At 41.9% G+C, this 27,000-nt stretch carries 19 protein-coding genes; 7 read left to right on the forward strand and 12 right to left on the reverse strand.

Annotation, left to right across the window (positions count from 1 at the left end):
- Positions 1-98 precede the first annotated feature (98 nt).
- Positions 99-1,706, forward strand: coding sequence for a PL29 family lyase N-terminal domain-containing protein (locus B9Y81_RS13935; protein WP_085537512.1), 1,608 nt, complete (start codon positions 99-101; stop codon positions 1,704-1,706).
- 70 nt (positions 1,707-1,776) lie between these two features.
- Positions 1,777-2,841 carry a hypothetical protein gene (locus B9Y81_RS13940; RefSeq protein ID WP_139822931.1) on the forward strand — a complete coding sequence of 355 codons (1,065 nt, stop codon included), beginning with the start codon at positions 1,777-1,779 and terminating at the stop codon, positions 2,839-2,841.
- A 119-nt stretch (positions 2,842-2,960) separates the two neighbouring features.
- On the opposite strand, the gene B9Y81_RS13945 is transcribed toward B9Y81_RS13940, so the two are convergent.
- From B9Y81_RS13945 to B9Y81_RS13970, 6 genes are all read right to left on the reverse strand, one after another.
- The gene (locus tag B9Y81_RS13945) at positions 2,961-5,777 is read right to left on the reverse strand and encodes a M16 family metallopeptidase (RefSeq protein WP_085537514.1); all 2,817 of its coding nucleotides are present in this window, start codon (positions 5,775-5,777) and stop codon (positions 2,961-2,963) included.
- A gap of 91 nt (positions 5,778-5,868) precedes the next feature.
- Positions 5,869-7,062, reverse strand: coding sequence for an esterase (locus B9Y81_RS13950; RefSeq protein ID WP_085537515.1), 1,194 nt, complete (start codon positions 7,060-7,062; stop codon positions 5,869-5,871).
- A 184-nt stretch (positions 7,063-7,246) separates the two neighbouring features.
- Positions 7,247-8,506: an aminotransferase class I/II-fold pyridoxal phosphate-dependent enzyme gene (locus tag B9Y81_RS13955; protein WP_085537516.1), complete on the reverse strand. Its 1,260-nt coding sequence runs from the start codon at positions 8,504-8,506 to the stop codon at positions 7,247-7,249.
- A 144-nt stretch (positions 8,507-8,650) separates the two neighbouring features.
- Positions 8,651-10,444: a 30S ribosomal protein S1 gene (gene rpsA, locus B9Y81_RS13960; RefSeq protein ID WP_085537517.1), complete on the reverse strand. Its 1,794-nt coding sequence runs from the start codon at positions 10,442-10,444 to the stop codon at positions 8,651-8,653.
- Between the two features lie 130 nt (positions 10,445-10,574).
- Positions 10,575-10,907 carry a hypothetical protein gene (locus B9Y81_RS13965; protein WP_085537518.1) on the reverse strand — a complete coding sequence of 111 codons (333 nt, stop codon included), beginning with the start codon at positions 10,905-10,907 and terminating at the stop codon, positions 10,575-10,577.
- Positions 10,907-11,467, reverse strand: a complete 561-nt coding sequence (locus B9Y81_RS13970) for an RNA polymerase sigma factor (RefSeq protein WP_085537519.1) — start codon at positions 11,465-11,467, stop codon at positions 10,907-10,909. The genes B9Y81_RS13965 and B9Y81_RS13970 overlap by 1 nt, the downstream gene beginning before the upstream one ends.
- Positions 11,468-12,151: 684 nt before the next feature.
- Here B9Y81_RS13970 and B9Y81_RS13975 point away from each other — a divergent pair.
- Together B9Y81_RS13975 and cls are read left to right on the forward strand one after the other, a co-directional pair.
- Entirely contained in the window at positions 12,152-14,950 is a 2,799-nt protein-coding gene (locus tag B9Y81_RS13975; RefSeq protein ID WP_085537520.1) for a TonB-dependent receptor, read from the forward strand.
- Between the two features lie 75 nt (positions 14,951-15,025).
- On the forward strand, positions 15,026-16,462 hold the full coding sequence (gene cls / locus B9Y81_RS13980) for a cardiolipin synthase (protein WP_085537795.1): 1,437 nt from the start codon (positions 15,026-15,028) through the stop codon (positions 16,460-16,462).
- Here the strand turns inward: cls and B9Y81_RS13985 are convergent.
- From B9Y81_RS13985 to B9Y81_RS13995, 3 genes are read right to left on the reverse strand one after another with little or no spacing between them, the layout of a single operon-like run.
- The gene (locus B9Y81_RS13985) at positions 16,434-16,994 is read right to left on the reverse strand and encodes an RsmD family RNA methyltransferase (protein WP_085537521.1); all 561 of its coding nucleotides are present in this window, start codon (positions 16,992-16,994) and stop codon (positions 16,434-16,436) included. The genes cls and B9Y81_RS13985 overlap by 29 nt on opposite strands.
- Positions 16,985-17,806: a DUF3822 family protein gene (locus B9Y81_RS13990; RefSeq protein ID WP_085537522.1), complete on the reverse strand. Its 822-nt coding sequence runs from the start codon at positions 17,804-17,806 to the stop codon at positions 16,985-16,987. The genes B9Y81_RS13985 and B9Y81_RS13990 overlap by 10 nt, the downstream gene beginning before the upstream one ends.
- Before the next feature lie 18 nt (positions 17,807-17,824).
- A complete protein-coding gene (locus B9Y81_RS13995; protein ID WP_085537523.1) occupies positions 17,825-18,451 on the reverse strand; it encodes a hypothetical protein in 627 nt (208 codons plus the stop codon).
- 92 nt (positions 18,452-18,543) lie between these two features.
- Here B9Y81_RS13995 and B9Y81_RS14000 point away from each other — a divergent pair, with 92 nt between their 5' ends.
- Together B9Y81_RS14000 and rnr are read left to right on the forward strand one after the other, a co-directional pair.
- Positions 18,544-19,971 (forward strand): ATP-dependent DNA helicase, encoded by a 1,428-nt coding sequence (locus tag B9Y81_RS14000; RefSeq protein WP_085537524.1) that lies wholly within the window; start codon positions 18,544-18,546, stop codon positions 19,969-19,971.
- An 81-nt stretch (positions 19,972-20,052) separates the two neighbouring features.
- Positions 20,053-22,239 carry a ribonuclease R gene (gene rnr, locus B9Y81_RS14005; protein WP_085537525.1) on the forward strand — a complete coding sequence of 729 codons (2,187 nt, stop codon included), beginning with the start codon at positions 20,053-20,055 and terminating at the stop codon, positions 22,237-22,239.
- A 530-nt stretch (positions 22,240-22,769) separates the two neighbouring features.
- Here rnr and dusB read toward each other — a convergent pair.
- The 3 genes from dusB to B9Y81_RS14020 form a co-directional block, all read right to left on the reverse strand.
- Positions 22,770-23,759 (reverse strand): tRNA dihydrouridine synthase DusB, encoded by a 990-nt coding sequence (gene dusB, locus B9Y81_RS14010; RefSeq protein ID WP_085537526.1) that lies wholly within the window; start codon positions 23,757-23,759, stop codon positions 22,770-22,772.
- A 78-nt stretch (positions 23,760-23,837) separates the two neighbouring features.
- Positions 23,838-24,908: an inorganic phosphate transporter gene (locus tag B9Y81_RS14015; RefSeq protein WP_085537527.1), complete on the reverse strand. Its 1,071-nt coding sequence runs from the start codon at positions 24,906-24,908 to the stop codon at positions 23,838-23,840.
- A 13-nt stretch (positions 24,909-24,921) separates the two neighbouring features.
- On the reverse strand, positions 24,922-25,572 hold the full coding sequence (locus B9Y81_RS14020) for a DUF47 domain-containing protein (protein WP_085537528.1): 651 nt from the start codon (positions 25,570-25,572) through the stop codon (positions 24,922-24,924).
- 205 nt (positions 25,573-25,777) lie between these two features.
- Here B9Y81_RS14020 and B9Y81_RS14025 point away from each other — a divergent pair, with 205 nt between their 5' ends.
- On the forward strand, positions 25,778-26,989 hold the full coding sequence (locus tag B9Y81_RS14025) for an MFS transporter (RefSeq protein WP_085537529.1): 1,212 nt from the start codon (positions 25,778-25,780) through the stop codon (positions 26,987-26,989).
- Positions 26,990-27,000 lie beyond the last annotated feature (11 nt).

Consider the following 27,000-nt stretch of genomic DNA (forward strand, 5'->3'; position numbering starts at 1 on the left):
CTACTTTTCGAGTCCCATTTTTTATTTTAGCTCTCGTCTTTTAAGCGTAATAAATGATTAAACCACGAATCATATAATAACATTAATAAACTTTTTAGATGAAAACAGTAAATTCTATTTTAGGGATAATACTATCTCTTACCTTTCTCCTTTCGGGTTGCATGAAGGATGATATTGATGAATTGCGTCGTCAGCAAGCTGAAAGCGATGAGCGTTTAACGGCATTGGAAGATTGGCAGAAAAGCACGAACAGTCAGATTGCTTCACTTCAGGGACTTGTCAATGCACTTGAAAATAACGACTATGTTACCGGTGTGTCGCCAGTGAAAGAAGACGGAGTAGAGATAGCTTACACCATCTCCTTTTCCAAAAGTTCGCCTATTACCATATACCATGGGAAAAAAGGAGAAAAGGGGGATGCCGGTAAGGATGCTCAGGCTCCCTCGATTGGGATTGCAAAACATACTGATAGTAAATATTATTGGACATTAGACGGGCAATGGCTTTTGGACGAAAGTGGTAAAAAAATTCCCGTTACCGGAGATAAAGGGGATAAAGGTGATCAGGGCAACCAGGGTGCAACAGGCAGTACAGGTGCTCAAGGACAAAACGGTGTTCCTCCAAAAGTCGCTATCGGAAGTGATAACTATTGGTATATCTCGACCAACGGAACAGCAACCGGAATTCCTCCTGCAATCGGTTGGACAAGTACAGGGGTAAAAGCTACCGGAGCTAAAGGAGACATAGGTCCCGTTGGACCAACCGGTCCACAGGGTGACCAAGGTGACGCTATTTTTGCAGCCGATGGCATTGATCTCACGAATGAAGATTATGTGATCTTTACATTAGCTGACGGTGTGACTACTATCAAACTGCCCAAATACAAATCAATAGGTATCAGCTTTGACCAGCCGGGAATCTTTGCGGCAGGTACAACACAAACAATTAACTACACAAGTACAGGTACAACTGAACCAACAAATATCCGGATAGTAGATGTTCCGGTAGGTTGGAAAGTAACGGTCAATTCAACTCAAAAAACATTCACAGTTGTTGCCCCAACTACTATTGCCGCTGATAATTTCGAAGGGGAACCAACTGTATTGATTGGTATTGATAATGAAGTCGTAGCGATGTATGGATTGAAAATTAGAGCTGAAGGTTTCTACCGAGTTGGAGACTATTACCCAGATCCCATGGCGATATATGAAAATGGAGTGCTCAAAAGTGGCACGGTTGCTGTTGGTGTAGTGTTCTTGTTGGATAATCACAGTGCTGGAGACTATCCATATAGCAAAGTTAGCCGACATGGAAAAATGGTAGGATTGTATGAACGGGTAGTCGGTACTTTGGATGAAACTTGGGCTACAGATTACGGGATTACCTATAATGCAGCTGCAGGGTGGTATATGCCAGCATATGGCGCTAACGATTACGATGCTCTCTATTGTGCTTACAATGGAATGACTTATGAGACATGGAACATAGGGAAACCAAATGATATAAGTAAAAACTATACAGAACGCACTTGGTTCAGGACGAAAATAACTGATGCTGGAGGTGATAATATAACAGATTCCTGGTATTGGGTATCATCTAGGGATGCTATAGGCAATGCTTATCGTCTTCATTTTAATTCAGGAAATGTAGAAATATCAGGATTTAACCTATCAAGTAATAAAACGCGTGCTATAAAAACATTTTAGTTAATAAATAATGGGCGGATTCCGAAAAGCCGGAAAGAGAGTAGGAAAATACAATACTAATTATATCACTATGAAAATTCAAATTAACATGTTCGAAAAAAGGAAGGAAAAAGGAATGTTGAAATTGATTCTGAAGCAAAGTTTGATATGCATGTGTTTTATCATGTTCGCTCCTCAGTTATTTTATGGACAACAAATGGCAAACAGTTTCGAAAAACAGTCAAAAAAACTCGAAAATAATGGAATGAATGCGACTACATTTGACTTTGGCGTAGGCGAATGGAAATACGTGATTGTTCGGATGCATGGCACATATCAAACCATGTTTGCTAAACCATCCCAGAATTTTGCTGTTTCTGTTTTGAGAAACGGATCCGGGAACGAAATTTTTAGAGGGGATCTATATGGAGATAGAGAAGAAACATATAAATTCAAAGAAGATAAAGAATTCGAACTTAAAGTGAGTGCAAAACTTATCAGTGTAAACGGGGCATCAGGAGCTTCTGCGGGAAATGTTGAAGTGCTGGCTTTCAGAGAAGAACCCGGTGTTTTTTATGTAACAGAGGTAGTCTATCACATAGAAGATGCCTCTATGGCGGTTGAAACGAAAGAGTTTGGTGTAAAAGGGCAAGAAACAATTGAAATAAACGACACCAACGAAGAATCTGTTGGCACTTACAAAGTGACCTACACGGAAACAAAATCTCTTACATGGGAACAAGAGTCCACACATTCCGAAAGTGTTGATGTTTCTATCGGATATAAAGCCGGTACTGGGGGTGGTTTTGAAGCTATGGTATCTCTTGCCGCAAGTTTTAAGTCTGCATATAAAACAGGCTCTGCAAAGCAAAATTCGGAATCAATAGAACGCTCGGTTACCTATAAAGTACCCGCTCATACGCACAAGAGGATATTTGTAATGCAGACAACAAATATTTACAAAATGCCTTATACAATGAAAGGCTATACAACTGACAAGGATGGAGTCAGAACATATTCAGAGAGGAAGGATAAATGTAAATACGTGGAAGTACAGTCTACCCAAATACTACAGTCTACCTTGAAAAAGGCGGGCACATTGGGAGCTGACGCAAATCCAGAAGTAATTGCCGAGTGGGGAGCCATCTTAAAATAGTAGAACCTCAATCCTGTATGAACGATTTCCATTAATTGCGAAATTGATTTTTGAGACAAAGGCTGTATTCCCATTGTTTGGGAACACAGCCTTTTGTTAAATTATGATCGTTTAAAAAATCAAGCTGCCGGTGTCATCACTACCTCGATCACGTTCTTTTGATCGACTAACTTTTTTAATGTTTCCTGTATTAAAGCCGGCGTTAAAGCGTTAACAGCGTTTTTGTAATCTTTCAGATTGTCGATGCCGTCTTCGTAATAGGCTTTGATTGTTCCTTTCCACCAGCTGTTTTCACGAAGGTTCTCTCCATAATTTTTCAGCATGTTTTCCTGAATTTTCTTAACCGCTTCCGGTGTCGGTCCGTTTGCTACAAGATCATTTACTTCCTGATGGATGATTCCCATTAATCGTTGTTGTTTTTCCGGATCTGTGTCAAACTGCATCAGAAGTGATGCTTGTTCAATAGGTGTGTTGCTGATTGAACCGCGAACACCTACACCGTACGAGCCTCCTTCTTTTTCACGGATACTTTCCATATAACGGTCGAAAAGAAGGTTTTCAATTGCTCTGATCGTTACGCTGTTTTGCAAAGTATACGGTAGGTCTCCTTTATAATAAATAAAGTTTGAGGCCTTTTTGACTTCCATTTCTTTTGCGAAATAGTTTTTTACGTCTCCTTTGGGTGAACGAACTTTATGGTCGGTGTACTCCTCTTTGATCTGTTCTGAAGGCAATCCTCCTAAATAAGTGCTGATTGCCTGACGTGTTTCGGGGTTTTTCGGGTCGATGTTACCAACAAAAACGAAGGTAAAGTCGGCTGGAATGGCGAAGCGTTCTTTGAAAATAGCCAAAGCCTTATCCTGATCTATCTTTGACACGGTTTCAAGTTTTAAAGACACCGCGCGAGGATGATGCCCGCTTAATACCTGATTAACCGAATCGGAAAATGCCTGACGAGGGTCTTTTGCCGCGTTAGCTAAGCTGGTGTTCAGCATATTAATAAATGCTTGATGACTATTGTCGTCTTTGCGTGCGGCCGTAAAATTAAGATAAACCAATTGCAGCATGGTTTCGAAGTCGGATACAGACGAACTGCCGTTGAAGCCTTCTTCAAAATCACTGATGTATGGGTTAACCGATGCGATCTTTCCGGTCAATGCCTTTTGCAGGTTTATCTGGCTAAAGTCGCCTAAGCCGTTATTTCCTACTATATGAGCGGCAAACGTAGCAGATAGCAAATCGTCGGTATTATTAACTTTTGATATCCCTCCTTTACTGAATGCGGAAAGCTGGATTTCGTCTTTTTTGAATTCGGTGTGTTTAAGAACTACCTTAACACCATTGCTCAAAGTCCATTCTGTTGCACCTAAAGCTGTGTTTTCTGATTCTTTTACTATGCTGCCGGCAGCAGGAATAGCGTTGATGATCGGTTTGCTCAAGTCTTCCTCTGCTTTTGCTGTAAGTTCAGCCTTGTCGGCTTTGTCGAACGCGGCGAGAATTTGTGCGTTGTCCGGTAATTTTACAGCCTCTTTTTCAGGAGCGGTAATGCTGATGATCAGGTTTTTGTCGGTAACATATTGTTGAGCTAATTGATTGATCATGGCCACATTCATTTGTGGCAGCATCATTTGCAAGGTTTGATATTCCCATTCGATTCCCGGAATCGGTTCGTTTTCGAGGAAATGATTTACATATTCACGAACGTAGGTCGAACTTTTCTGATTTTCCCTGTCGTTGTAGTTCTTTTCCATACCTTTCAGCAAGTCGGTTTTAGCCCGTTCAAACTCGGAGTTTGTGAAGCCGAAGCGTTTGATTTTTTCGGCCTCCAGTGCCAATGCGTCAAAACCTTCCTGTTCTTGTGATTCTTTTGGGATACCGATCAGGATAAACGCGTCTTTAGGTCTGACGAGGTTGCCGTAGTAAGCAAAGCCGGCTACAAACGGGGCGTCTGCCTCTTGCGTTATTTCCGAAAACCGGTTGTTGATCATTGTAGAAATTAAGCTGTTGCTGATATGAAAAGCATATCCGGAGATAGACTCCTTAATTTCAGTCGGCATGGGGTTTTTCTTGTAATCAAACTGTATCGTTGTGTAGCGCGCTTCGGGGTCTGTTATAACCGCTATAATCGGTTCGTCGTTGTCGGCAAGTTCATGTACCGGACGTTCGCCGTAGTTAGGCATGCGCGGAATGTCGCTGAACATTGTTTTGATCTTAGCTTCGATCTTGTCCGCATCGATGTCTCCGACAACGATAATCGCCTGCAGGTCGGGGCGATACCATTTGTGATAAAAATCACGGATAGCCTGGTGTTCGAAATTCCGGATCACGGCCGTATCTCCGATTACATCGCGTTTGGCGTATTGTGATCCCGGATATTTAAGGGCGTTGCTTTTCTTCCACATACGTCTTTCCGGACCCTGTCCCGTACGCCATTCTTCCGTAATTACACCACGTTCACTATCGATCTCTTCTCCTTCAAGCAGAATGAAGTTCGACCAGTCGTGAAGCACAAGCAAGGCGCTGTCGATAATGCCTTCACGTGTGGTAGGAACAGAGGAAAGGTTGTAAACCGTTTCATCTAATGATGTATAGGCATTTATCTCATAGCCGAAACGAACACCGACAGATTCCATATAATTTATGATTCCTTTGCCGGGGAAGTTCTTCGTTCCGTTGAAAGCCATGTGTTCCAGAAAATGAGCTAATCCATTCTGGTCGTCATTTTCCAGACTTGCACCTACGTTTTGTGCGATATAAAATTCCGCGCGTTCTTTCGGTTCCTGGTTAGCGCGGATATAATACGTTAAGCCATTTTCCAACTTTCCGTATCTCAATGCAGGATCCTTAGGTAATGGGGGGGCTTGTTGTGCCTGCAATCCGGTAAAGCCGACCGCAAGAGTTAGTAATAAAAGTAAAAGTTTCCCTCTTTTCATCATGTTAAATTTATTTTGAATAAAAACAGCTGTAAATATACCTTATAAAACAATTTCCGAGGATTGTAAGTTCTGAATTTTAGCTAACAAACAGTTATTTAAATAACATAGGCGCGAATTCAGACAGGTAAATGCGCCAGTTTTTCCAGATATGTCCTTCGTCCGACTCCCGATATACGTATTTACAGCCCATATCGTCTAATTTTTTCCGGAAATCCACATTATTTTTGTATAGAAAATCAGTTTTTCCAATCGCGATCCAGTAAAGTTTTGGATTTTTGGCGAACTGAACCTTCAGCTTGTCGTCCATATTCCGGTAAATCGGAGATTGAACATCTTCACGCGGGAGTATAGCCGCTGAAAAAAGTCCGACGTAATCAAAAACATCCGGATACTCTTTCGAAATGTGTAAAGAATGAAATCCGCCCATAGATAATCCGGCAATTGCCCGTGCCGATTTCTGTTTCTCTACCCTGAATGTACTTTCGATAAATTGAATAACATCCGGAAAGCTACCCTCCATTTCTCCGTCCATTGTTTTGGGTAATTGCATGGTTGGTTTTACCAAGCCTAAGCTCGATTCTCCGGGTGCGGCTTCCTGGTGTACATTCCCATTTGTCATAACCACCAGCATCGGTTTGGCTTTTCCCTGTGCGATCAGATTATCTAAGATCTGCACTGTGCGTCCAAGTGTAACCCAGGCTTCTTCGTCACCTCCCATACCGTGTAAAAGATAAAGTACCGGATAGGATTGTGTGCTTTTCTCATACCCTGCAGGGGTGTAAACCGTCAGCCTGCGCGTCATATTAAGCGTAGGACTCTCGTACCAGTAACGTGCCACGGTTCCGTGAGGAACGTTTTTTACACTGTATAGGTCTCCGGCTCCGCCCTTGATAATAAATATATTGGTAACCGAAGCCACGTCGCGGTTCAGATAAACGTTATTCGGATCAGTAACTTTCAATCCGTCCATTATAAAGGAATAGCTGTAGAGTTCTGAAGGCAACGGTTGTAGTGTAGTATATTCCCACACATTGTCCTTGTTTTTTTGAAGATCGGCTGATCCCGGCACGTCTGTTTCTCCAAAAGGCGTTTGTGCCTTTACTGTGGGCAGAAAGTCTCCGGTAACTTGTACCTTTTTCGCATCCGGAGCCTGAAAGCGAAAAGTGACCGTATTATCGGGATTGATCTCCGGAGAGATAATGCTTTGACCTCCCCACAAGGCTTGCTGGGCAGAGGCGGAAACACTCAGCAGAAATGTAACCGCAAAGAGTAAAAAGTTTTTCATAATGATTGTAATAATGGTTTCTAATCTAATGTAGCAAAGTAAAGAAAATGTTTGCTTTCTTTTTCTGTTTATCCTTATTATTTAAACAGGCTCTAAACTAAAACATTTCGCCCCTACGAAATATAAAAATGATTTATACTTGTAGGGGCGAAATGCTTATGTCCATATTTCTGTTTGGTATGGACTATTTATTCGCGTCGAATGCCTCTTTTAAAATAGTAACGCAGGTATCCATTTGTTCTTTTGTATGATTAGAAGACATGGATAGTCTTAAACGGGTGCGTTTGTTCGATACGGCAGGGTAGGTTACTACACCTGTATATAGTCCTTTCGCATGAATATGCTTACTTATTTCACGCAGTTTCTTATCCGGTCCAACAATGACAGGGATAACCTGAGATTCTGTTTCTCCGGTATCTAAACCAACATCTTTCAGGGCTTTTAGCATATAATGCGTGTTTTCCCAAAGTTTCTCGCGATAAGATTTGTCCTGTTCAAAAAGGTCCAGCACTTTCAGTATACCGGCTGCTGTATGCGGAGCCATGGCGCAAGAGAATACATAAGCGCGTGCGAACATCCTGATGTAAGTCATCAGCTTCATATCTCCGGTAACAAAACCGCCGATTGCTCCGAAAGACTTGCTGAATGTGCCGATGGTCAGGTCGATCTGATCTTCCAGTCCGAAATGTTCAGCTACGCCTCGTCCTCTTTCTCCGAAAATAAGGGTAGCGTGAGCTTCATCCAACAGAATGCGGGCTCCGTATTTTTTGCAAACAGCTACAATTTCAGGGAGCTTTACCAAGTCGCCGTCCATACTGTAGATGCCTTCAATACATACAACTGCTTTGCGCGGGTTCTTCAGATTTTTCAAAACGATCTCAAGATGCTCCACGTTGTTGTGGCTGAACACTTTAATTTCAGCTCCGGATAAACGGGCGCCATCGTAGATCGAGGCGTGAGACAGAATATCCATAACAGCGATATCTCCCGGTTTCAGCAGGCAGGATAAAACGCCCAGATTGGCTCCGTAGCCTGTAGGGAAAATAACCGCGGCTTCTTTCCCTTTAAACTTAGCGATTGCTTCTTCCAATTGTTTGGACAGATCATAATAACCACTTAATAAAGGTGCGGAAACCGCCCCTGTTCCGTATTTACCAATAGTGTCTTGTACGGCTTTGATTACATCCGGATGGCATGAATATCCTAAATAGTTATATGAGCAAAAGTTGAGGAAATCACGATCTCTGTCTAAATAACGATCATATACCTGAAACTCGGAACGGGGAGCCGTACTGATCGGGTTGCCGTAAAGCATGAATTTTTTAGCGATAGCATCCTGCATAAAATTCCAGAATGGTTCTTTTACATCGAAAAGCGCATCACCGTCATAAGCGGCGAAATCAGCTAAGGAGTAGTCGTCACTGTTTACTTTATTTATATCCATATCTTTGATGTTAAATCTGTTTCCTTATAAGACTTGAAAGTGGTTTGGCTCGCAAGATACGAAGTTTATCTGAATAAATAATTTACAGACAAAAAAATAGGGTCTCCTTATGGGATACCCTATTTTATATGGAGGATCAATAGATTACTTGTTTCCTTCCAGCTTTTCTTTCAATGCCGCAAGTTCTTCGATGTCTCCTAATGTAGTCTTTTCCATTGAACCGGAAACTACAGCAGGTTCATCACTTTTAGCACGTTTAGAAGAAGCTTTCTTTTCTCCGGCAACTTCTTTTCTGGCAGCTTTTTGTTCGTCTTCGAAAATACGGCTGTGAGAAAGGATGATGCGTTTTGCTTCTTTGTTGAATTCGATCACTTTGAATTCAAGTTTTTCTTCAACAACAGCTTGAGAACCATCTTCTTTTACCAAGTGTTTTGGAGTTGCGAAACCTTCAACGCCATAAGGCAATGAGATAACAGCACCCTTGTCAAGCACTTCGATGATTGTTCCTTCGTGTACAGAACCAACTGTGAAGATTGTTTCGAATACATCCCAAGGATTTTCTTCCAATTGTTTGTGGCCTAAGCTCAAACGACGGTTTTCTTTGTCGATTTCCAATACCTGAACTTCGATTTCAGCACCGATCTGCGTAAATTCGCTTGGGTGTTTGATTTTCTTTGTCCAAGAAAGGTCAGAGATGTGGATTAAACCGTCAACTCCTTCTTCGATTTCTACGAATACACCGAAGTTAGTGAAGTTACGAACCTTAGCAGTGTGTTTTGATCCAACCGGATAACGTGTTTCGATATCTTCCCATGGGTCAGCTTTTAATTGCTTGATACCAAGAGACATCTTGCGTTCGTCGCGGTCAAGAGTTAATACAACAGCTTCGATTTCGTCGCCAACTTTCATAAAGTCTTGTGCGCTGCGTAAGTGCTGAGTCCAAGACATTTCTGAAACGTGGATCAAACCTTCAACGCCGGCTGCGATTTCAATAAACGCGCCATAGTCTGCCATAACAACTACTTTACCTTTCACTTTGTCGCCAACTTTTAAGTCCGGATTCAAAGCATCCCATGGATGAGGAGTAAGTTGTTTCAAGCCAAGAGCGATACGTTTCTTTTCATCGTCGAAGTCAAGGATAACAACATTGATTTTTTCGTCAAGCTGTACGATTTCTTCCGGATGAGAAACACGGCCCCAAGAAAGGTCGGTGATGTGGATTAATCCGTCTACGCCACCCAGGTCGATGAACACACCGTAAGAAGTGATATTCTTAACTGTACCTTCAAGTACCTGTCCTTTTTCAAGCTTAGAGATAATGTCTTTTTTCTGTTGTTCAAGTTCAGCTTCAATAAGCGCTTTGTGTGAAACAACAACGTTTTTGAATTCCTGGTTGATCTTAACGATCTTGAATTCCATTGTTTTACCAACGAATACATCGTAGTCGCGGATAGGCTTAACGTCGATCTGAGAACCTGGAAGGAACGCTTCGATTCCAAACACGTCAACGATCATACCGCCCTTAGTACGACATTTGATAAATCCTTTGATAATTTCGTCTTTTTCAAGTGCTTCGTTAACACGATCCCAAGAGCGTGTAGCACGTGCTTTCTTGTGAGATAGAATTAATTGTCCTTTTTTGTCTTCTTGGCTTTCGATGTATACTTCTACTTCGTCGCCAACTTTTAATTCCGGGTTGTAACGGAATTCTGACATAGGCACAACGCCGTCAGATTTGAAACCGATATTCACCACTACTTCACGTTTGTTAAGTGCGGTCACAGTTCCTATAACCACTTCCTTATCCTTTACAGTGTTCAGGGTTTGGTCATACGTTTTAATAAGTTCTTCTTGACTTACGTCTCCGTAAGTTTCTCCTTTTTCGTAGGAATCCCAATTGAAATCATCAATTGGAGCGATGTTTTTTAAATTTTCCATCCTTTAAATTGTTAATACTATAGTTTAATTTTACTAATAAGTTAGACATTATATTGTGTAATCTCTAAAAGTCGTGCAAAGGTATTGGTTTTTTTCTGACAACCAACTATTTGCTCTTAAAATATTCTACTTAACTGTGTTGTTTTGAGCGTTTTTCGTAGAAATGTTTACGGCATTTATAATCAATGGCCAGCAAGAGGAATACAAGGCAGCCTATATAGATGAAGAAGGGCACTCCGGATAGATCGGGGATATTGAATTCCAAATCCGGCATCTTCAGGTAGAGTAAGGCCAGCGTGCCCAGCGCAAGCATCACTGTAGCGATGGCAATAGTGATGAACAATCCGAAGCGTTCTTCTCTCTTTTTCATCCGGACTGCTTCTCGCATAACCGTTTTCATGACGTCGGCCCTGAAGTTGTCCGGCAGTTTTTTTTCCGGCAGACGTGTGAATAGCTCTTTCATTACTCGTTTTTTTTCATTTCTGTTAATATAATGTATAGCTTTTTCCGGATGCGATGAAGTTTTGTTTTTACATTCACCGCTGTTAATCCGGAAATTTCCCTGATCTCGTCTATCGTTTTATCTTCCATGTAAAACAACAGAATCAGGGCTCTCTCTTCCGGCGAAAGCAGTTCTAATGCAGCTTCCAGCTGTTTTATTTGTTCTTCGTTTTGCGCTGAGCCGTAGACGATTTCCAGGTCTTCACCGGTTGTGTTATCTAATTGTCCGTCTTCAATCGCCAGAAATTCCTGTTTCTTTTTCCTCGTTGCGGAAATGGCTGTGTTGTAGGCAATTCTATAAAGCCAGGTGGAAAAACTACTGTCGCCCTTGAATCCGGACAAATTTTTAAATGCCTTTAAAAATACATCCTGTGCTAATTCTTCCGCATCTTCCCGGTTCGATACGATCCGGGCGATTAAGGAATAAACAGGACGGCTGTATCTGTCCAGAAGGCAGGCAAAACTCGCTGTGTCTCCTGATTGTATCCTTTTAATATAATATATGTCGGTATACAATTCCATGTGTTATATGTATGGACGCAGAAGACAGGGGAAAGTTACACCCGAAAATCGATTTTTGATAGTTATTGCCATCGGCGAAATTGTTAATGTATAATAAAAAACGAAAATTCATGAAGCGTTGGCATGACTGAATAATGTATAATAATGTTAATACAAGGAGAAGAATAGTGAATAAGCTGTAAATTAAAACAGAATAATTTTCATTTAGTGTGTAAAACTCCGATTATTTTATCCGGCAAGCCTGCGTTGTTTTAAAATTACATAGGTATATTCTTTTTTTTATATCCTTTATTTTTGAAAAACTAACCTTTATCTTCGGAATAACATAGTAATGTTGTTTTTTCGAAAAGGGAGTGGGGCGGAAAAGTGTGCTTGCGGTTCGTTTTCAGGAGGGCAGGCAAAATAGGGAGCCAACCCTTCGCCGGCGTGTTAAAAGGGGGTGATACCGGATTTAAAAGGCTTGGTTTTTCTGTTAACTACAATAAATAATATTTAGCTTAAAAAATGTATATCCGTAAAATTCGGATAATGGTGTGCAGCATAGTCTAACGTCCTTTTTTGTCCGGAAACACGGTTTAATCCTGATGCTGGTTAATAAATGTGAATATGTTTTATATAGATTAAACGTATCGGGCAATCTTGCGTCTATTAGTTCAGTATAAAAAATATTACTAAAGACTGATTATGAAATTAAATCGTTCCCTTTTGCTTGTGTGGTTGTTGATCACTCCGATTTTAGTGTTTGCTCAACAGGGTAGCCGGGTGGATATTACCGGGCAGATTGTTGAAGAAGGAAATGAAACGCCTATTGAACAGGCTACTATCAGATTACTTAATGTGAAAGACAGCACCTTGATTGGTGGGGTAGTGAGTGCGAAAAACGGCTCGTTCAGATTAAAGAATATCCGGCCCGGAAATTATTTATTGCATGTATCCTTTGTGGGATTCGATCATTTTTATCAACCGCTCGGTATTACAGGAAAAACGAATCCGGTGAATGTGGGTAAATTAGAACTAAGCGATGGCGCGATAGCGTTAGGTGAGGCTGTTGTGGTAGGTAAGGCACCGGAAGTAGTTGTGAAGAATGATACGGTAGAGTATAATGCCGATTCGTATAAGGTTACCGAGGGCTCTATGCTGGAAGATCTTTTGAAGAAAATGCCGGGTGTAGAGGTCAGCGCGGATGGAAAGGTAACGGTGAATGGAAAGGAAATCAAGAAAATAATGGTCGACGGGAAAGAGTTTTTTACCAACGACCCGAAGGTGGCTTCCAAAAATCTTCCGGCCGAAATGGTGGAGAAAATTCAGGTGTACGACCGTAAGAGCGACATGACAATGATGACCGGCTTTGATGATGGCGATGAAGAAGCAACAATCAACCTGACGGTGAAACCGGGAATGAAGCAGGGTTGGTTTGGAAATGCTTTTGCCGGTTACGGCAGCAAAGATCGCTATGAAGGAAACGCGATGGTGAACCGTTTTGTGAACAACGACCAGATGACCTTTATGGGTGGTTTGAACAATACGAATAACATGGGATTTTCTGACTTGGCCTCTACCATGTTCTCGGGTGGCGGACGCGGTTTCAGGGGTAGGGGAGGCGCCGGCAACGGAATTACTTCGTCCGGAAATGCCGGCCTGAACTTCAGCAAGGAATTTAATCCGGCATTGACCTGGTCCGGTAATGCGCGCTATTCGCATTCGGACAACGATGCTAAAAGTGCGATTCGTAAAGAAAGTTTTCTAACCGGGGATAGCTCTTTGTTGGAATATTCAAATAATAAAAGTAATCCGATAAGTGATAATGTGGGTGCTGAATTTCGTTTGGAATGGAAGCCTGATACATTAACTAATATAATTTTCCGTCCGGAAATTGGTTATAGCCGGACTTCCACCACGGGAGACGAGCTGACGGATGTGTTGAATCAGGATATGGATACGATTCGCCGGGTCAACTCAAAAAATAACTCCGAGGGTGAAGGGTATGATTTAAGTGCCCGGTTAGAATATAGCCGCAAGTTAAATTCAAAGGGCAGGGTGTTTAGTGCTTCCTTATCGGGAGGATTGAGCGACTCGTATACGGACGAGGATTATTATTACAAAGAAGAAGTGTATAATGCGAACGATAGTATTCTTGATCAGCGTATCAGGTATGATAATTCCGGTTTCAATTACAGGGCGTTCGCTTCTTGGGTTGAGCCTTTAGGGCGCAACAACTTCCTGCAGTTTACGTATAGCTTTAGTCAGCGCAGACAGGAATCTTTGAAAAACTCGTATAACCGGGAGTTTGAATCCGGAGATTATAATCAGTTGGATACGGCATACAGCAAGAATTTCCGGAATGATTTTATCTCACAACGGGTCGGAGTGAGTTTTAAAGCGCAACGGGCAAAATATAATTATACCCTTGGGTTCAATGTGGACCCATCGTATAGCAAGAGCGAAAACTTTGTGGGCTCAACAGTGCTCTCCAGTTTTTCCCGCAATGTGCTTAATTTCTCTCCTACGGCACAGTTCAACTATATGTTCAGCAAGCAAACGAATCTGCGTGTTTGGTATAACGGACGAACAAGTCAGCCCAGTATGACGCAGTTGCAGCCGGTACCTGATATTTCCAATCCGCTGAATACCATTGTTGGTAATCCGGATCTGAAGCCTACCTATACAAATAACCTGTCTGTACGGTTTCATCGATTTATGCCCGAAAAGCAGACTGCTTTTGTAGTTATGGCGAATGCGAACTATGTGATTAATGATATTATTTCTGCCATTAACTACAGTAAAACGGATAGAGGAAAAAGAGAAACTACGTATGAAAATATAAACGGCAACTACAATGGGAATGTGCGCATGATGATGAATACTCCGCTAAAGAACAAAAAGTTTTCTGTAAACTCGATGACTTTTGCTTCTTTCAGTAACAGGTACGGTTTAACAGATGCCGTGAAGAATAAGAACAGGCAACTTCGACTTTCTGAAAATGCCGGTATTGATTATCGTTCGGATTTGTTTGATTTGGGTGTAAACGGAAGTATCGTTTTCAATAAAACACAAAACTCCATTCAGAAACAAAACAACCTGGAAACATTCAATTACGTGGCCGGCGCGCGTACAGCGATTTATTTCCCCTATAACTTCAAGCTGGAAAGTGATATTAACTACTCTACGAACTCCGGTTATGAAAGCGGTTTCCAACAGGAAGAGTTGATGTGGAATGCCGCGCTGTCAAAGAGTTTTCTGAAAGGAAATCAGGCAACGCTACGACTAAAGGTTTATGATATCCTGCAGCAACGTAGCAATATCTCCTACAATGCGACGGCGGATGCAACAACTTATTCGGAATATAATACGCTGCAAAGTTATTTCATGGTGCATTTAATTTATAAATTCAGTGTGTTTAAAGGAGGAGCATCTGCTTCCGACGCGAGAGGTCCAGGTGGACGAAGAGGCTTTGGAGGTCAACACCCGGGTGGTCGCTTCTGATGTATAACGGGTTCGTTTGTTTATCCAAATACATTTTCTATCTTTATTAGCCTTTTATGCGTACGCTTGATGGAAATGTTTTTGTTCATACCAATGCAAACGGTCTTAGGAACCATCCTTTTTGTTCTGTATGCCGTAACAATCTTGGGATTAGTGCTGGTGATCATTACCGAGAACCGCAATCCCTTGAAGGCTATACCGTGGGTAATCGTATTGTTATTCATTCCCGCCATCGGGCTGATCTTCTATTTTTTCTTCGGACAGGATAATCGCAAACAACGGATCATATCCCGGCGTACGTATAAACGTATAAAGATGCGACCGCTTCAGGGTGGCTATAAAAAGGAGATTTGTAAGGCTCCTGAAAAATACAGCCCTTTGATAACACTCCTTGAGTCGAGCAATCAAGCGCCTCTTCTACCCGGTACAGAAATCAAGATATACACTGCGGGAGAAGAGAAATTTAGTGATCTGTTGGCCGATATTCTTAGCGCAAAGCATCACATACATATACAATATTATATATTTTGCGATGATGAGATAGGAACAAAAATAAAAAACGCCTTAATAGCCAAAGCCAAAGAGGGAGTTAAAGTACGTGTGCTTTATGACGATGTGGGATCATGGGAAGTAAAAAACGCATTTTATCAAGAAATGCAAAACGAAGGAGTCGAGGTTTATTCTTTCCTGAAGGTGGTGTTTCCGGTTTTGACAAGCAAAGTGAATTACCGTAATCACCGTAAGATTGTTGTGGTAGATGGAGCAATCGGCTATATGGGAGGAATGAATATTGCGGATCGTTATATAGCCGGAACAGAATGGGGCGAGTGGAGAGATACGCATTTTAGGTTTAAAGGAAAGGGAGTGCATGGGTTACAGTCGGTATTCCTGGTCGATTGGTATGTTGTGACCAAACACTTGATCGACACGCCGGTTTATTATCCCAAGCCTCAGTTATTCAATAATAACCTGATGCAGGTCGTAACAAGTGGCCCGGTGGGGATATGGCGAACGTTGTTGCAGGCCACAATCTACGCTGTTTCCAATGCGAAAAAATACATTTACATCCAAACGCCTTACTTTCTGCCAACCGAAGGACTGAACCAAGCACTTCAAACAGCCGGTCTTGCCGGAGTAGATGTCCGTTTGATGCTTCCAAATAAATCAGACACACACCTTGTGAATATGGCCAGTCACTCATTTATTGATGAGATGGAAAAGTCGGGCGTAAAGGTCTACCTCTACAAGCCGGGATTTCTGCATGCGAAACTAATCGTAATCGACGATGACCTGACGGTTATCGGATCTGCCAATATGGATTTTCGAAGTTTTGAGCACAATTTTGAGGTGAACGCATTTGTTTACGATCAGGAATTTGCGCTGAAGATGAAAGACGTGTTTTTTGAAGATATGAAAGAGAGCGATCTGTTAATCCCTTCCGTATGGCTTAAAAGACCACTTAAGCAACGGCTTACAGAATCTTTTATGCGTTTGTTTTCTCCTCTGTTTTAAGAAAAAGAGAGAAGTTAACCGATCCGTAAACCCGTTTTTGGTAAAAATAAGGCAAAGAAGAAAAGTCAAACTCCTTCGGGTGCTCCATTATAAAGATTCCTTCCGGGCGCAAAAGGTTACGTTCGATAATCAGCTCAGGTATTTGTTTGAGTTCGGCTAATGCATAAGGAGGATCAGCGAATATCAGGTCGAATGATTCGGGTTTGGCGGTATTCAGAAAGCGGAAAGCATCTCCGTAAATCAGATTCAAGGCATCTGTTTTGAGTTCTTTTGCTACTTTGGCAATAAAAGAAGCGTGCGCATTGTTTTTTTCAACAGCCGTAACCTTTTCGCATCCCCTTGAAATTAGTTCAAATGCAATGCTGCCTGTTCCCGAGAAGAGATCCAAGGCGTCGTTAACATCCTCTAAATCGATAAAGTTGGTCAACACATTGAATAAATTTTCTTTGGCAAAATCAGTTGTGGGGCGTGCCCCGAATGAAGAAGGAACCGAAAAACGACGGCGCCCATATTTTCCACTTATTATTCGCATACAGATAAGATTATATCAAATGGAGCTTGCATGAGTTCCGGATTGCGCAGATATACATCTGTCGGAAGCTCCATTTCAGAAACGTAATGAATGTAATTTTTAAGATTGGTAATTAAGGCTTTCTTTTGCTCCAAATCACCAAAAATGAACAGACGATCTTTTAGCTGATCCATATCCGTTTGTTTCCACGTATAAGATATGAAATAAAGAGCGTCGTCCGGGGTTGAATATTCAAAAGAATTGAGGAATTTCAGTTCGCCACGCTTAAAGCAAGCGATGTCGATTGTTTTTTTGTTTAGAATCACATGCATTTGCCCTGAGAATGAAAGCTCGCTTTGTTGTTTCCATGTGTAACAAGGAAGAGCCATGTGATGGATAAATTCCGGATTTACAAATGAACGGGAAAGAAATTCATACACTTCCTTTTCAAGGCCGAAGAGGATATGCCCTTGCCCGGAGAATAAAGGATTTGATATGCTTATTTCGGCCGGATTGAGAAAGGCGTACCGCATTAACTTATCCTTTTTTTCGTCGTTGTAATAGCTTTCAGGTACGTAGAGATAATCGGGTGCGAAGCAATAGATATTGATTTTCTTGTACGTCCAGGCGAGACATTCTTCCTCAAAAAAAGTCTCCTTAAGAAAAGTTGTGTAATCTCCCGAGCGATCGAAAGCGATATGGCGATAAAAGAAACTATTTCTCTTATCGGGTATAGTTCCAGAAAAAGAAAATCCATCCGGACTGATCCGGATGGATAAAATATATCTTTCTGAACTATTTATAGTTAACGTATCAGGGATACTGACCGCCATATAGGATAGTTTTATAGATTATTCCCAGTTTCCTGCGTTGTTGTTGATCTCTGTTAATGAACCAACACGTAAGCCAGGGTATTTTTCGTATACTTCAGCCTGATGTTTGAGGTTGTAAAGTAGCTGAGCGTCAAGATCTCCTAAGTAGTCATCATATAAAACGCCACATTCGAATACTTTTACCGTATAACCTGTTCCCGAAAGAAGTGTTGCCGTGTCCATTTTGAAAGTTGTCTGTGTTCCAGGTACGAAACGCATTGAAGCTACATCATAATTGCTGCTGAAAATAGTGTCTTTAGCTGTTATCCATGAAGTGTCACGTCTGATAAGACCTTGTTTAACAGCTTCTTTTTCAGTCATACCTTTTTCTAACTGTTCGTCTGTCAAAACACCTTCTTTAATGATAAACGGAAGTTTGTCTTCGTTTAGGAAACGAGCCAACTCATCAAACGATCCGGCATGTGTACCGTATCTGTTTTTATATTCGATTTGAGCTTTACGAATTTCAATCAGGCGTGTGGTAATCGCAGTTTTACGCGCTTCACCTAAGTCTTCAAATCGGACTTGAGTCATTACGCTTTCGTAACACATATAAGTCAACAGAGCAATTGCTGCGACTAATACAATTTGTAGTACAATTTTCATGGTTATATTTTATTTTAATTTATTTCATCCGGCAAATTTAAAAAAGAATCTTTAATCCACTATCTTTATCACTAAAATTATTGTGTACAAAAATGATAAATAGTTATTTGCGCAGCCAAGTTATACAAAATTTCTTACATACCCCTACTGAAAATCAATTTTTTGCTCTAAACAAGCTTTGTGACTTTTTATTAGCTCGTGAAAGTGACACCGTTTTTTTACTTACAGGATATGCCGGAACAGGAAAAACAACCTTGGTTTCTGCTTTGGTTAAGACAATGAAAGCGCTTAATCAGCCGAGAGTGCTGTTGGCTCCTACGGGAAGGGCTGCTAAAGTTTTTTCGTCTTACGCGGACGAACCGGCAAATACGATTCATAAGAAAATTTATCGTCAGAAATCTTTTGCGAATGAAGCAGGTGGTTTTGATTCTGCGTTTAATACGCATAAAGACACGCTTTTTGTGGTTGACGAGGCTTCTATGATTGCAAACGACGGTTTTGAGTTTTCTGTTTTTGGTACCGGACATTTATTGGACGACTTGATTCATTTCGTTTATTCCGGCGAGAACTGCCGTTTACTGTTGCTTGGTGATGTGGCTCAGCTTCCGCCAATAACTCAGACTGAAAGTCCGGCTTTGAACGGAGATGTTTTAAGAGGATACGGACTAACGGTTTTTGACGCGTCATTGACTCAGGTGGTCAGGCAGGATACCGAATCCGGGATATTATTCAACGCGACGGCTATTCGCGACCATCTTAGTAAAAACGAAGTAGATCGGTTTCCCTTGCTTTTCACGAAAGGATACGATGATCTGCGATTAGTTTCCGGAGATGAACTGATTGAAACCATTTCTTCTTCCTACAGTTTGGATGGCGTAGAAGAAACGATGATCATTACCCGCTCGAACAAACGCGCCAACATCTACAATAACGGGATTCGTAATCGTATTCTGTATCGCGAAGAAGAACTCTCTTCCGGCGACCGTCTGATGGTGGTGCGGAATAATTATTTCTGGAGATCAAAAGAAAAACCGGGCGAAAAAGCCGTTAGTTTTATTGCTAATGGAGAAATTATTCAAGTGTTGCGTGTGAGGCGCACTTCCGAACTCTATGGTTTTCGTTTTGCCGATGTATTGGTGCGTTTTCAGGACGACGACACCGAGGCAGAAGTGAAAATACTGCTCGATACGTTGCAAACCGAAGCACCTGCTTTGCCGAAAGAATTGAGCGACCGTTTGTTTTATGCTGTATTGGAAGATTATGCCGACATAACCACGAAGTCGGGCAAAATGAAAAAACTTAAAGAAGACGTTTGGTACAACGCGCTACAGATAAAGTATGCCTATGCGATGACCTGCCACAAGGCGCAGGGCGGACAATGGATGAACGTTTTTCTGGATATCGGATATATAACCGAAGAAATGCTGGGTGAAGATTTCTACCGTTGGCTGTATACGGCTCTGACACGGGCAACTCACCGGCTTTATTTCGTAAACCTACCCCGCGAATTCTTGGACTGAGATAGCGTTTATATTCATATACTTATGTTATCTTTGTAAAGAGGCATACGTATTATTCAGCTAAAATTATAAGATAAAGATATGACAAAGAATAGAAATAAATCAGGAAAGAAGAAAGATCAAGGAAAGGATGTGAAAAGCACGAAACCAAAAGCAGCACGTATGCGTAAAGAAGCCATGCTGAAAGCGATACTGTCCCTTTTTCATTCCTCTCCGAAAGAACCTTTTAATTACAAGCAGGTAAGCAAAATTATTGGTGTGGAGAATGCTGTTCAAAAGCTGCAGGTATCCGATATACTGTTCGATCTTTGTGCGGACGATGTAATCACGGAAATTGATCGTGGAAGATACAGACTGAATAGTCTGGGAACAGTAGCCATAGGCACATTTATGCGTCGGAGCAATGGGAAAAACTCTTTTATTCCCGAAGACGGAGGAAGCCCTGTGTTTGTGGCCGAACGCAATTCGCTTCATGCCATGGCCGGCGATAAGGTAAAAGTGCAATTACTTGCCAAACGCAGAGGTGCAGAGCCGGAAGCCGAAGTGCTTGAAGTGCTTGAGCGAAAAGAAAAAGTGTATGTCGGCAAACTACAGGTGGCCCGGGGCTTTGCCTTTCTGGTAACCGAAGATAAGACATTGGCTAACGATATATTTATCCCTAAAGAAAAACTGAACGGAGGTAAAAACGGAGATAAAGCGATTGTGCGTATTGTAGAATGGCCCGATGAAGCGAAAAATCCATTAGGAGAGGTAGTCGATATCCTCGGAACAGCCGGGCAGAACAATGCCGAGATGCATGCAATTCTGGCAGAATTCGGTTTGCCTTATAAATATCCGGCATCAGTAGAAAAAGCCGCGGATAAAATACCCGAAGTGATTCCGCCTGAAGAGATCGCTAAACGGGAAGATTTCCGTGATGTGCTTACCTTTACCATCGACCCGAAAGACGCGAAAGATTTTGACGACGCGCTCTCATACCGTCTCTTGGAAAACGGAAATATAGAAGTAGGTGTTCATATTGCCGATGTTACGCATTACGTAACCCCCGGTAGTATTATTGATCGTGAAGCCGAAAGTCGCGCCACTTCCGTTTATCTGGTAGACAGAACTATACCTATGCTTCCCGAACGGCTGTGCAATCAAATCTGTTCGCTTCGCCCCGATGAAGAAAAACTATGTTTTTCGACTATTCTTGAATTAGATAAAGAAGCGGAAGTAGTACATTCACGTATATGCCGGACAGTGATCAAGAGCGATCGTCGCTATACCTATGAAGATGCTCAGCAAGTGATTGAAACCGGTGAAGGAGAAAACAAAGAAGCGATTCTGGCTTTAGATGCTTTGGCAAAGAAAATACGCGCCCGTCGTTTTAAACAGGGGGCGATTAATTTTGAACGCTATGAGGTTAAGTTTGAAATAGACGAAACCGGTAAACCGCTGAGCGTTTATTTTAAAGAATCCAAAGAAGCCAATAAACTGATTGAAGAATTTATGCTTTTAGCCAACCGCACCGTAGCCGAATTTGTTGGCAAAGTAAAAAAAGGACAGGCTAAGAAAACATTTGTGTACCGGATCCATGAATTGCCGGATCCTGAAAAAATGGAAAACTTCGCTTCGTTTATACGGCGCTTTGGCTATCGGTTGAAGACTGATGGAACGAAAAGTGAGGTTTCAAAAGGAATCAACAGCCTGTTGGACACTGTTCAGGGCAAACCGGAAGAAAACCTGATTGAAACAGTTGCTATCCGTGCGATGCAGAAGGCCAAATATTCTACCGATAATGTAGGTCATTATGGCTTGGCGTTCGACTTCTATACTCATTTCACTTCTCCCATCCGTCGTTATCCGGATATGATGGTGCACCGTCTGTTGGAACGCTATTTGGTTGGCGGACGAAGCGTGATAAAAAGTAAATATGAAGATGTATGCGAGCATTGTTCTACGATGGAGCAAACAGCAGCCAATGCGGAACGCGCCTCTATCAAATATAAACAAGTAGAGTTTATGAGTGATAAGCTCGGACGTATTTATGACGGTGTAATATCCGGAGTAACCGAATGGGGCATTTATGTAGAATTGAATGAAAACAAATGCGAAGGTTTAGTACCCATTCGTGATTTGGACGACGACTACTATGAATTTGATGAAAAAAACTATTGCCTTATCGGTCGTCGTAAAAAACGCCAATATCGTTTAGGAGATGCGATCACCATCAAAGTGGCACAAGCAAATCTGGAACGAAAACAGCTCGATTTTATGATGGTTTAACCCCTGAAAAAGAGCTTTTGGAGAGTGTTTTGTATCTTGCTGTAAATCAGCATACTTGACAACCCTAAAAACATAAAGGTTATTTTTTCAAACATAAAGGTTATTTTTTGAAAAATAAAGGATATATTTTTTTTGATATAGTAATGTGAAAAATCACCTCCATTCACCTCCTCATAAGCCGATTGTATATTAACAATCAGCACAACAATCCCCTGTCATGCTGAGCTTGTCGAAGCATCTCATCCTGTCTGACTATTATCCAACGAAGTTTTATGCGGAGATTCTGGACAAAAAGGCTACCCCAATTTTGGAGTAGCCTTATCTGTCAGCCGGAGTCTTCTATCCAACTGTTTTTGATTTTCCGGAATGGATCTCACGATTTGTTCCGAAGAATGAGTTGTTAACCTTATATCTAAAATACTATGAAAAAAACTCGAAACAAAGGTAAATTAAATTTGTGTAACAAGTACGCTATATTGCGTATTCTTCTTTAAAAAGATTTTAGATAAAGGATTTATAGTTAGATCGTTCTAAACTTCTAATTGATATTTTTCGGGAATTTCGTCAATTATACTAAACAGTTCTTCTACTGTAGCTGCCCGCAACATCGCAACCCGTGTGGCTTTAAAATCGGCTAATCCCTTGAATAAGGGGGTTGCCGCTAAATGGCGACGGATATGTAGAATGCCACGACGTTCGTCTAATCGCGCAATGCTTTGATTGACTTGCTCTTTGAGTATGCTTAAATACCATTGGAAGGATTCGGGCGGAAGCTCTTCGCCGGTTTTTAAAAAATGCTTTACTTCGCGGAAAATCCAAGGTCTTCCTATACTGCCTCGTCCTATCATAACGCCATCAACGCCGTAAGTGTCGAAGCGTTCCTTGCAACCGGCTGCCGAAGTAACATCTCCGTTTCCGATAATGGGAATGTGCATGCGGGGATTTTCTTTTACTTTACCGATCAAAGTCCAGTCGGCTTCACCGGTGTACATCTGGCTGCGTGTGCGTCCGTGGATAGAAAGCGCGGCTATGCCGCAATCTTGCAACTGCTCGGCAAGTTCTACGATGATCTGATTGTCTACATCCCAGCCCAGCCGGGTTTTGACCGTTACGGGGATGTTGATAGCTTTCACCACTTCGCGTGTGATATCAAGCATAAGAGGAACATTGCGGAGCATGCCGGAGCCGGCACCTTTTCCGGCGACTTTCTTTACCGGACAGCCAAAATTTATATCTAAAATATCGGGTTTTGCTTCTTCGCAAATCCGTGCCGCTTCTACCATAGAGTCTACTTCGCGACCGTATATTTGTATGGCAACGGGGCGTTCTTCTTCCGAAACGATGAGTTTTTCCTTTGTTTTGCTTACATGGCGTATCAGTGCGTCGGATGACACAAATTCCGTATATACCATATCGGCTCCGAATCGTTTGCACATCAAACGGAAAGCGATGTCGGTTACATCTTCCATCGGTGCTAAAAACACGGGGCGTTCGCCTAAATCTATATTACCTATTTTCATAACCTGCTTTTTCTTTTGAGCAGCAAAGATACGGATTTTGTCTGAACTCCTTACTGCTCAAAGGATACGGCGGGGCTATTAAAGGCCTATCAAAGAAATGATGTAGTAGGTTACAGCGGCAAGTACCGCGCTGACAGGAATTGTTAGAATCCAGGCCCAAAGCAGATTGATCGTAACTCCCCAGCGTACGGCAGAAAGTCGCTTAACGGCTCCTACACCCATAATACTACCCGTAATTACGTGCGTAGTACTTACCGGTATCGCGAATATTTCAGCGATAAACAGGGTGATGGCACTGGCCGTTTGTGAAGTAAACCCTTCAGTCGGTGTTATTTTAGTGATCTTATTGCCCATTGTTTTCATGATCTTCCATCCGCCGCCCATTGTTCCGAGGGCAATAGCGGAGAAACAAGCCAAGGCAATCCAGATGTGTTCATTCATGGCGGCAGTAGCAATGTCGCCGTCATGTGCCGCGATGGAAGCTTCGGAAACTTCCATCCATGCCGGAAGATCTAAAATCTGATTGGAGGCTAGCGCTACGGCTATTACTCCCATCACTTTTTGCGAGTCGTTCAGTCCGTGACCAACACTCAGCAGGGCAGATGAAACAAGTTGTAATCCCTTAAACCACCGTTCGGCTTTGCTGGGCTTGGCCCCTTTCGCTAAGTGGTAGGTGATAATGGTGATGATGTTTCCCGCCACCATTCCGATGAGTGGAGCCAGAATTATAAAAGATGCGATTTTCAGTACTGTAGAAGCATGTACCGCATCAAATCCACCGCCTGCTATTGCTGCTCCGGCTAATCCCCCGATCAGGGTGTGAGATGATGAAGAGGGAATACCTAATCGCCATGTGAGCAGGTTCCATATAATTGCTGCGATCAGTGCGGCAATAAGAATAGTAGAAGGATTACCTACCTGATCCAGAATTACAGTTTTAGAAACTGTGCTGGCAATCCCGAATCCTTGAATAATATATTTCGCAATGAAAAAGGCGACAAAATTAAAGGCTGCTGCCCAAAGTACCGCCTGGAAAGGGCTCAATACGCGTGTGGAAACAACGGTTGCTATTGAGTTTGCCGCGTCATGAAATCCGTTGATAAAGTCAAAAATGATCGCCAGAACGATAATCGTGATCAGTAGTGTCATAGTTTTCTTTTTATCAGGCGTATTTTACAAGGATAGACTTTAATACTTTACCAATGTTATTGATCTTATTTGCCGACTTCTCTAACTCCTGGATTATTTCTTTCAGTTTGATCAGTTCAACCGTATTGGTTTCGTGTTTAAACAAGGCGATGATGCCGTCTTCATAAACAATGTCGGCCTTCTCTTCTAATCTTTTGATTTCACGGCAATGTTCACGAAACTGCTTGTCTGTTTTTTTCATGATTGAAAGTTCTCCTACCGCAGATTGAACTTCAACAGTAGCTTGGCGTACAATATCCGATAATGCGGCTGTACATTCCGGCAGATGATGCGGGTCGTACAGTAAAACCTTATGCGCGGCCCGGTTGATCGCATCAATCGAATCGTCGATTTCTTCGGTCAGTTCGTAAATGTCTTCACGGTCGAACGGGGTGATGAACGTTTCATTAAGGGCTTTAAATACGCGCCCTGTTACTTTATCACCTTTTACTTCTTCTGCTTTAATCAGACCGCAAAGTTCCACACGGTCTACGTTTCCTTTTTGATCAAAAAGCTGTGTTAATAATTCTGCAGAATGAACCAACACGTTGCTTGCTTCAGACAACATGGGTAAGAACTTAATGTCCTTCGGAGCAAAGAAGCTCAATAAACTGTTTGTTTTCATTATAGATTGTTTTGTTTATTCACATACAAAAAGAATGACCAAAAGGTCGGCAAACTACTCTTTTTTCAGGTGGAAGTTCGATAAAATTCTCCCATTTTGTCAGTAAATCGGTTCAAAAATAGAATATTAATTCAAATAATCGGTTATACACGCAATTCTTTTTGTCAGAGCGTGCTACCTTTGTAGGTCATAAACAATAACGACAATGGAAAATAATCAACACATGAACAAGGTACAAGCCAGATATGCTGTCCTTACTTTTTTTCTGGCACAGGGTCTGTGCTTTTCTTCCTGGGCAAGCCGTATTCCGGATATTAAAGAAGTTTTTGCCGCCGATTATCTTTTTTATTGGGGGCTTATTTTATTCCTCATTCCTGTAGGAAAATTTCTTGCCATACCTTTGGCCGGTTATCTGGTGACGAAGCTTAGCAGCAGCGTGATGGTGAAATTCAGTATTGCCGGCTATGCGCTGTCTTTATTGGCTATCGGCTGGGTGCCTTCAATCTATCTGCTGGGTGTGTTCTTGTTTAGTTTTGGAATATTCTGGAACCTGTGTGATATTTCGTTGAATACGCAGGGCATTGCTATAGAACGGGCTTATGGGCGCACCATTATCGCCTCTTTTCACGGGGGATGGAGTCTGGCTGCTTGCCTGGGCGCGCTGATTGGATTCGGAATGATTGTTTGGGAAGTTTCGCCGGCTTACCATTTCACGTTGATTGCTTTGTTGATCGGTGTTATCTTACTGATCAGCGGACGCTATTTGAGTAACGATCGCCCGGAAGAGACTGTCGCGGAAACCGATGGTAAACCGGAAAAACCCTGGTTCCTGAAAAAGCCTGAACCTCTTTTATTGCAGTTGGGACTGGTCGGTTTGTTTGCCTTAGTAATTGAAGGAGCCATGTTCGACTGGAGTGGCGTTTATTTCGAGTCTGTACTGCAAGTGCCTAAATCTATGCAAATCGGATTTCTGGTCTTTATGGTTATGATGACAGTAGGACGATTCCTTACAAACTATGCTTACGGTTTGATGGGCAAACGAAAAGTGTTGCAGCTTGCGGGAACGTTTATCTTCCTGGGTTTCTTTACGACCGCTTTTATTGCCGGATTTTTTGAAGGAATGACAGCTAAGGTAGTGGTGAATTCCTTGGGATTTATGTTGGTAGGATTGGGTATATCCTGTATTGTACCCACCAATTATAGTTTTGTTGGAGCCAAATCCAAAACCCCTGTAGGCATTGCGTTGACGATACTCTCCAGTATCAGTTTTATCGGTTCGCTAATAGCTCCTTTGTTGATCGGTGGTATATCACAATTGTTCAATATGCAATATGCTTATATGGTAGTAGGGTTGATGGGACTTTGCATCGTATTGATGGTTACATTCAGTGATGCGTATAAATCGGATGAGGTGTAAGCCGGATCCAG

It is taken from the genome of Massilibacteroides vaginae (assembly GCF_900178525.1).
Taxonomy (GTDB): Bacteria; Bacteroidota; Bacteroidia; order Bacteroidales; family Tannerellaceae; genus Massilibacteroides; species Massilibacteroides vaginae.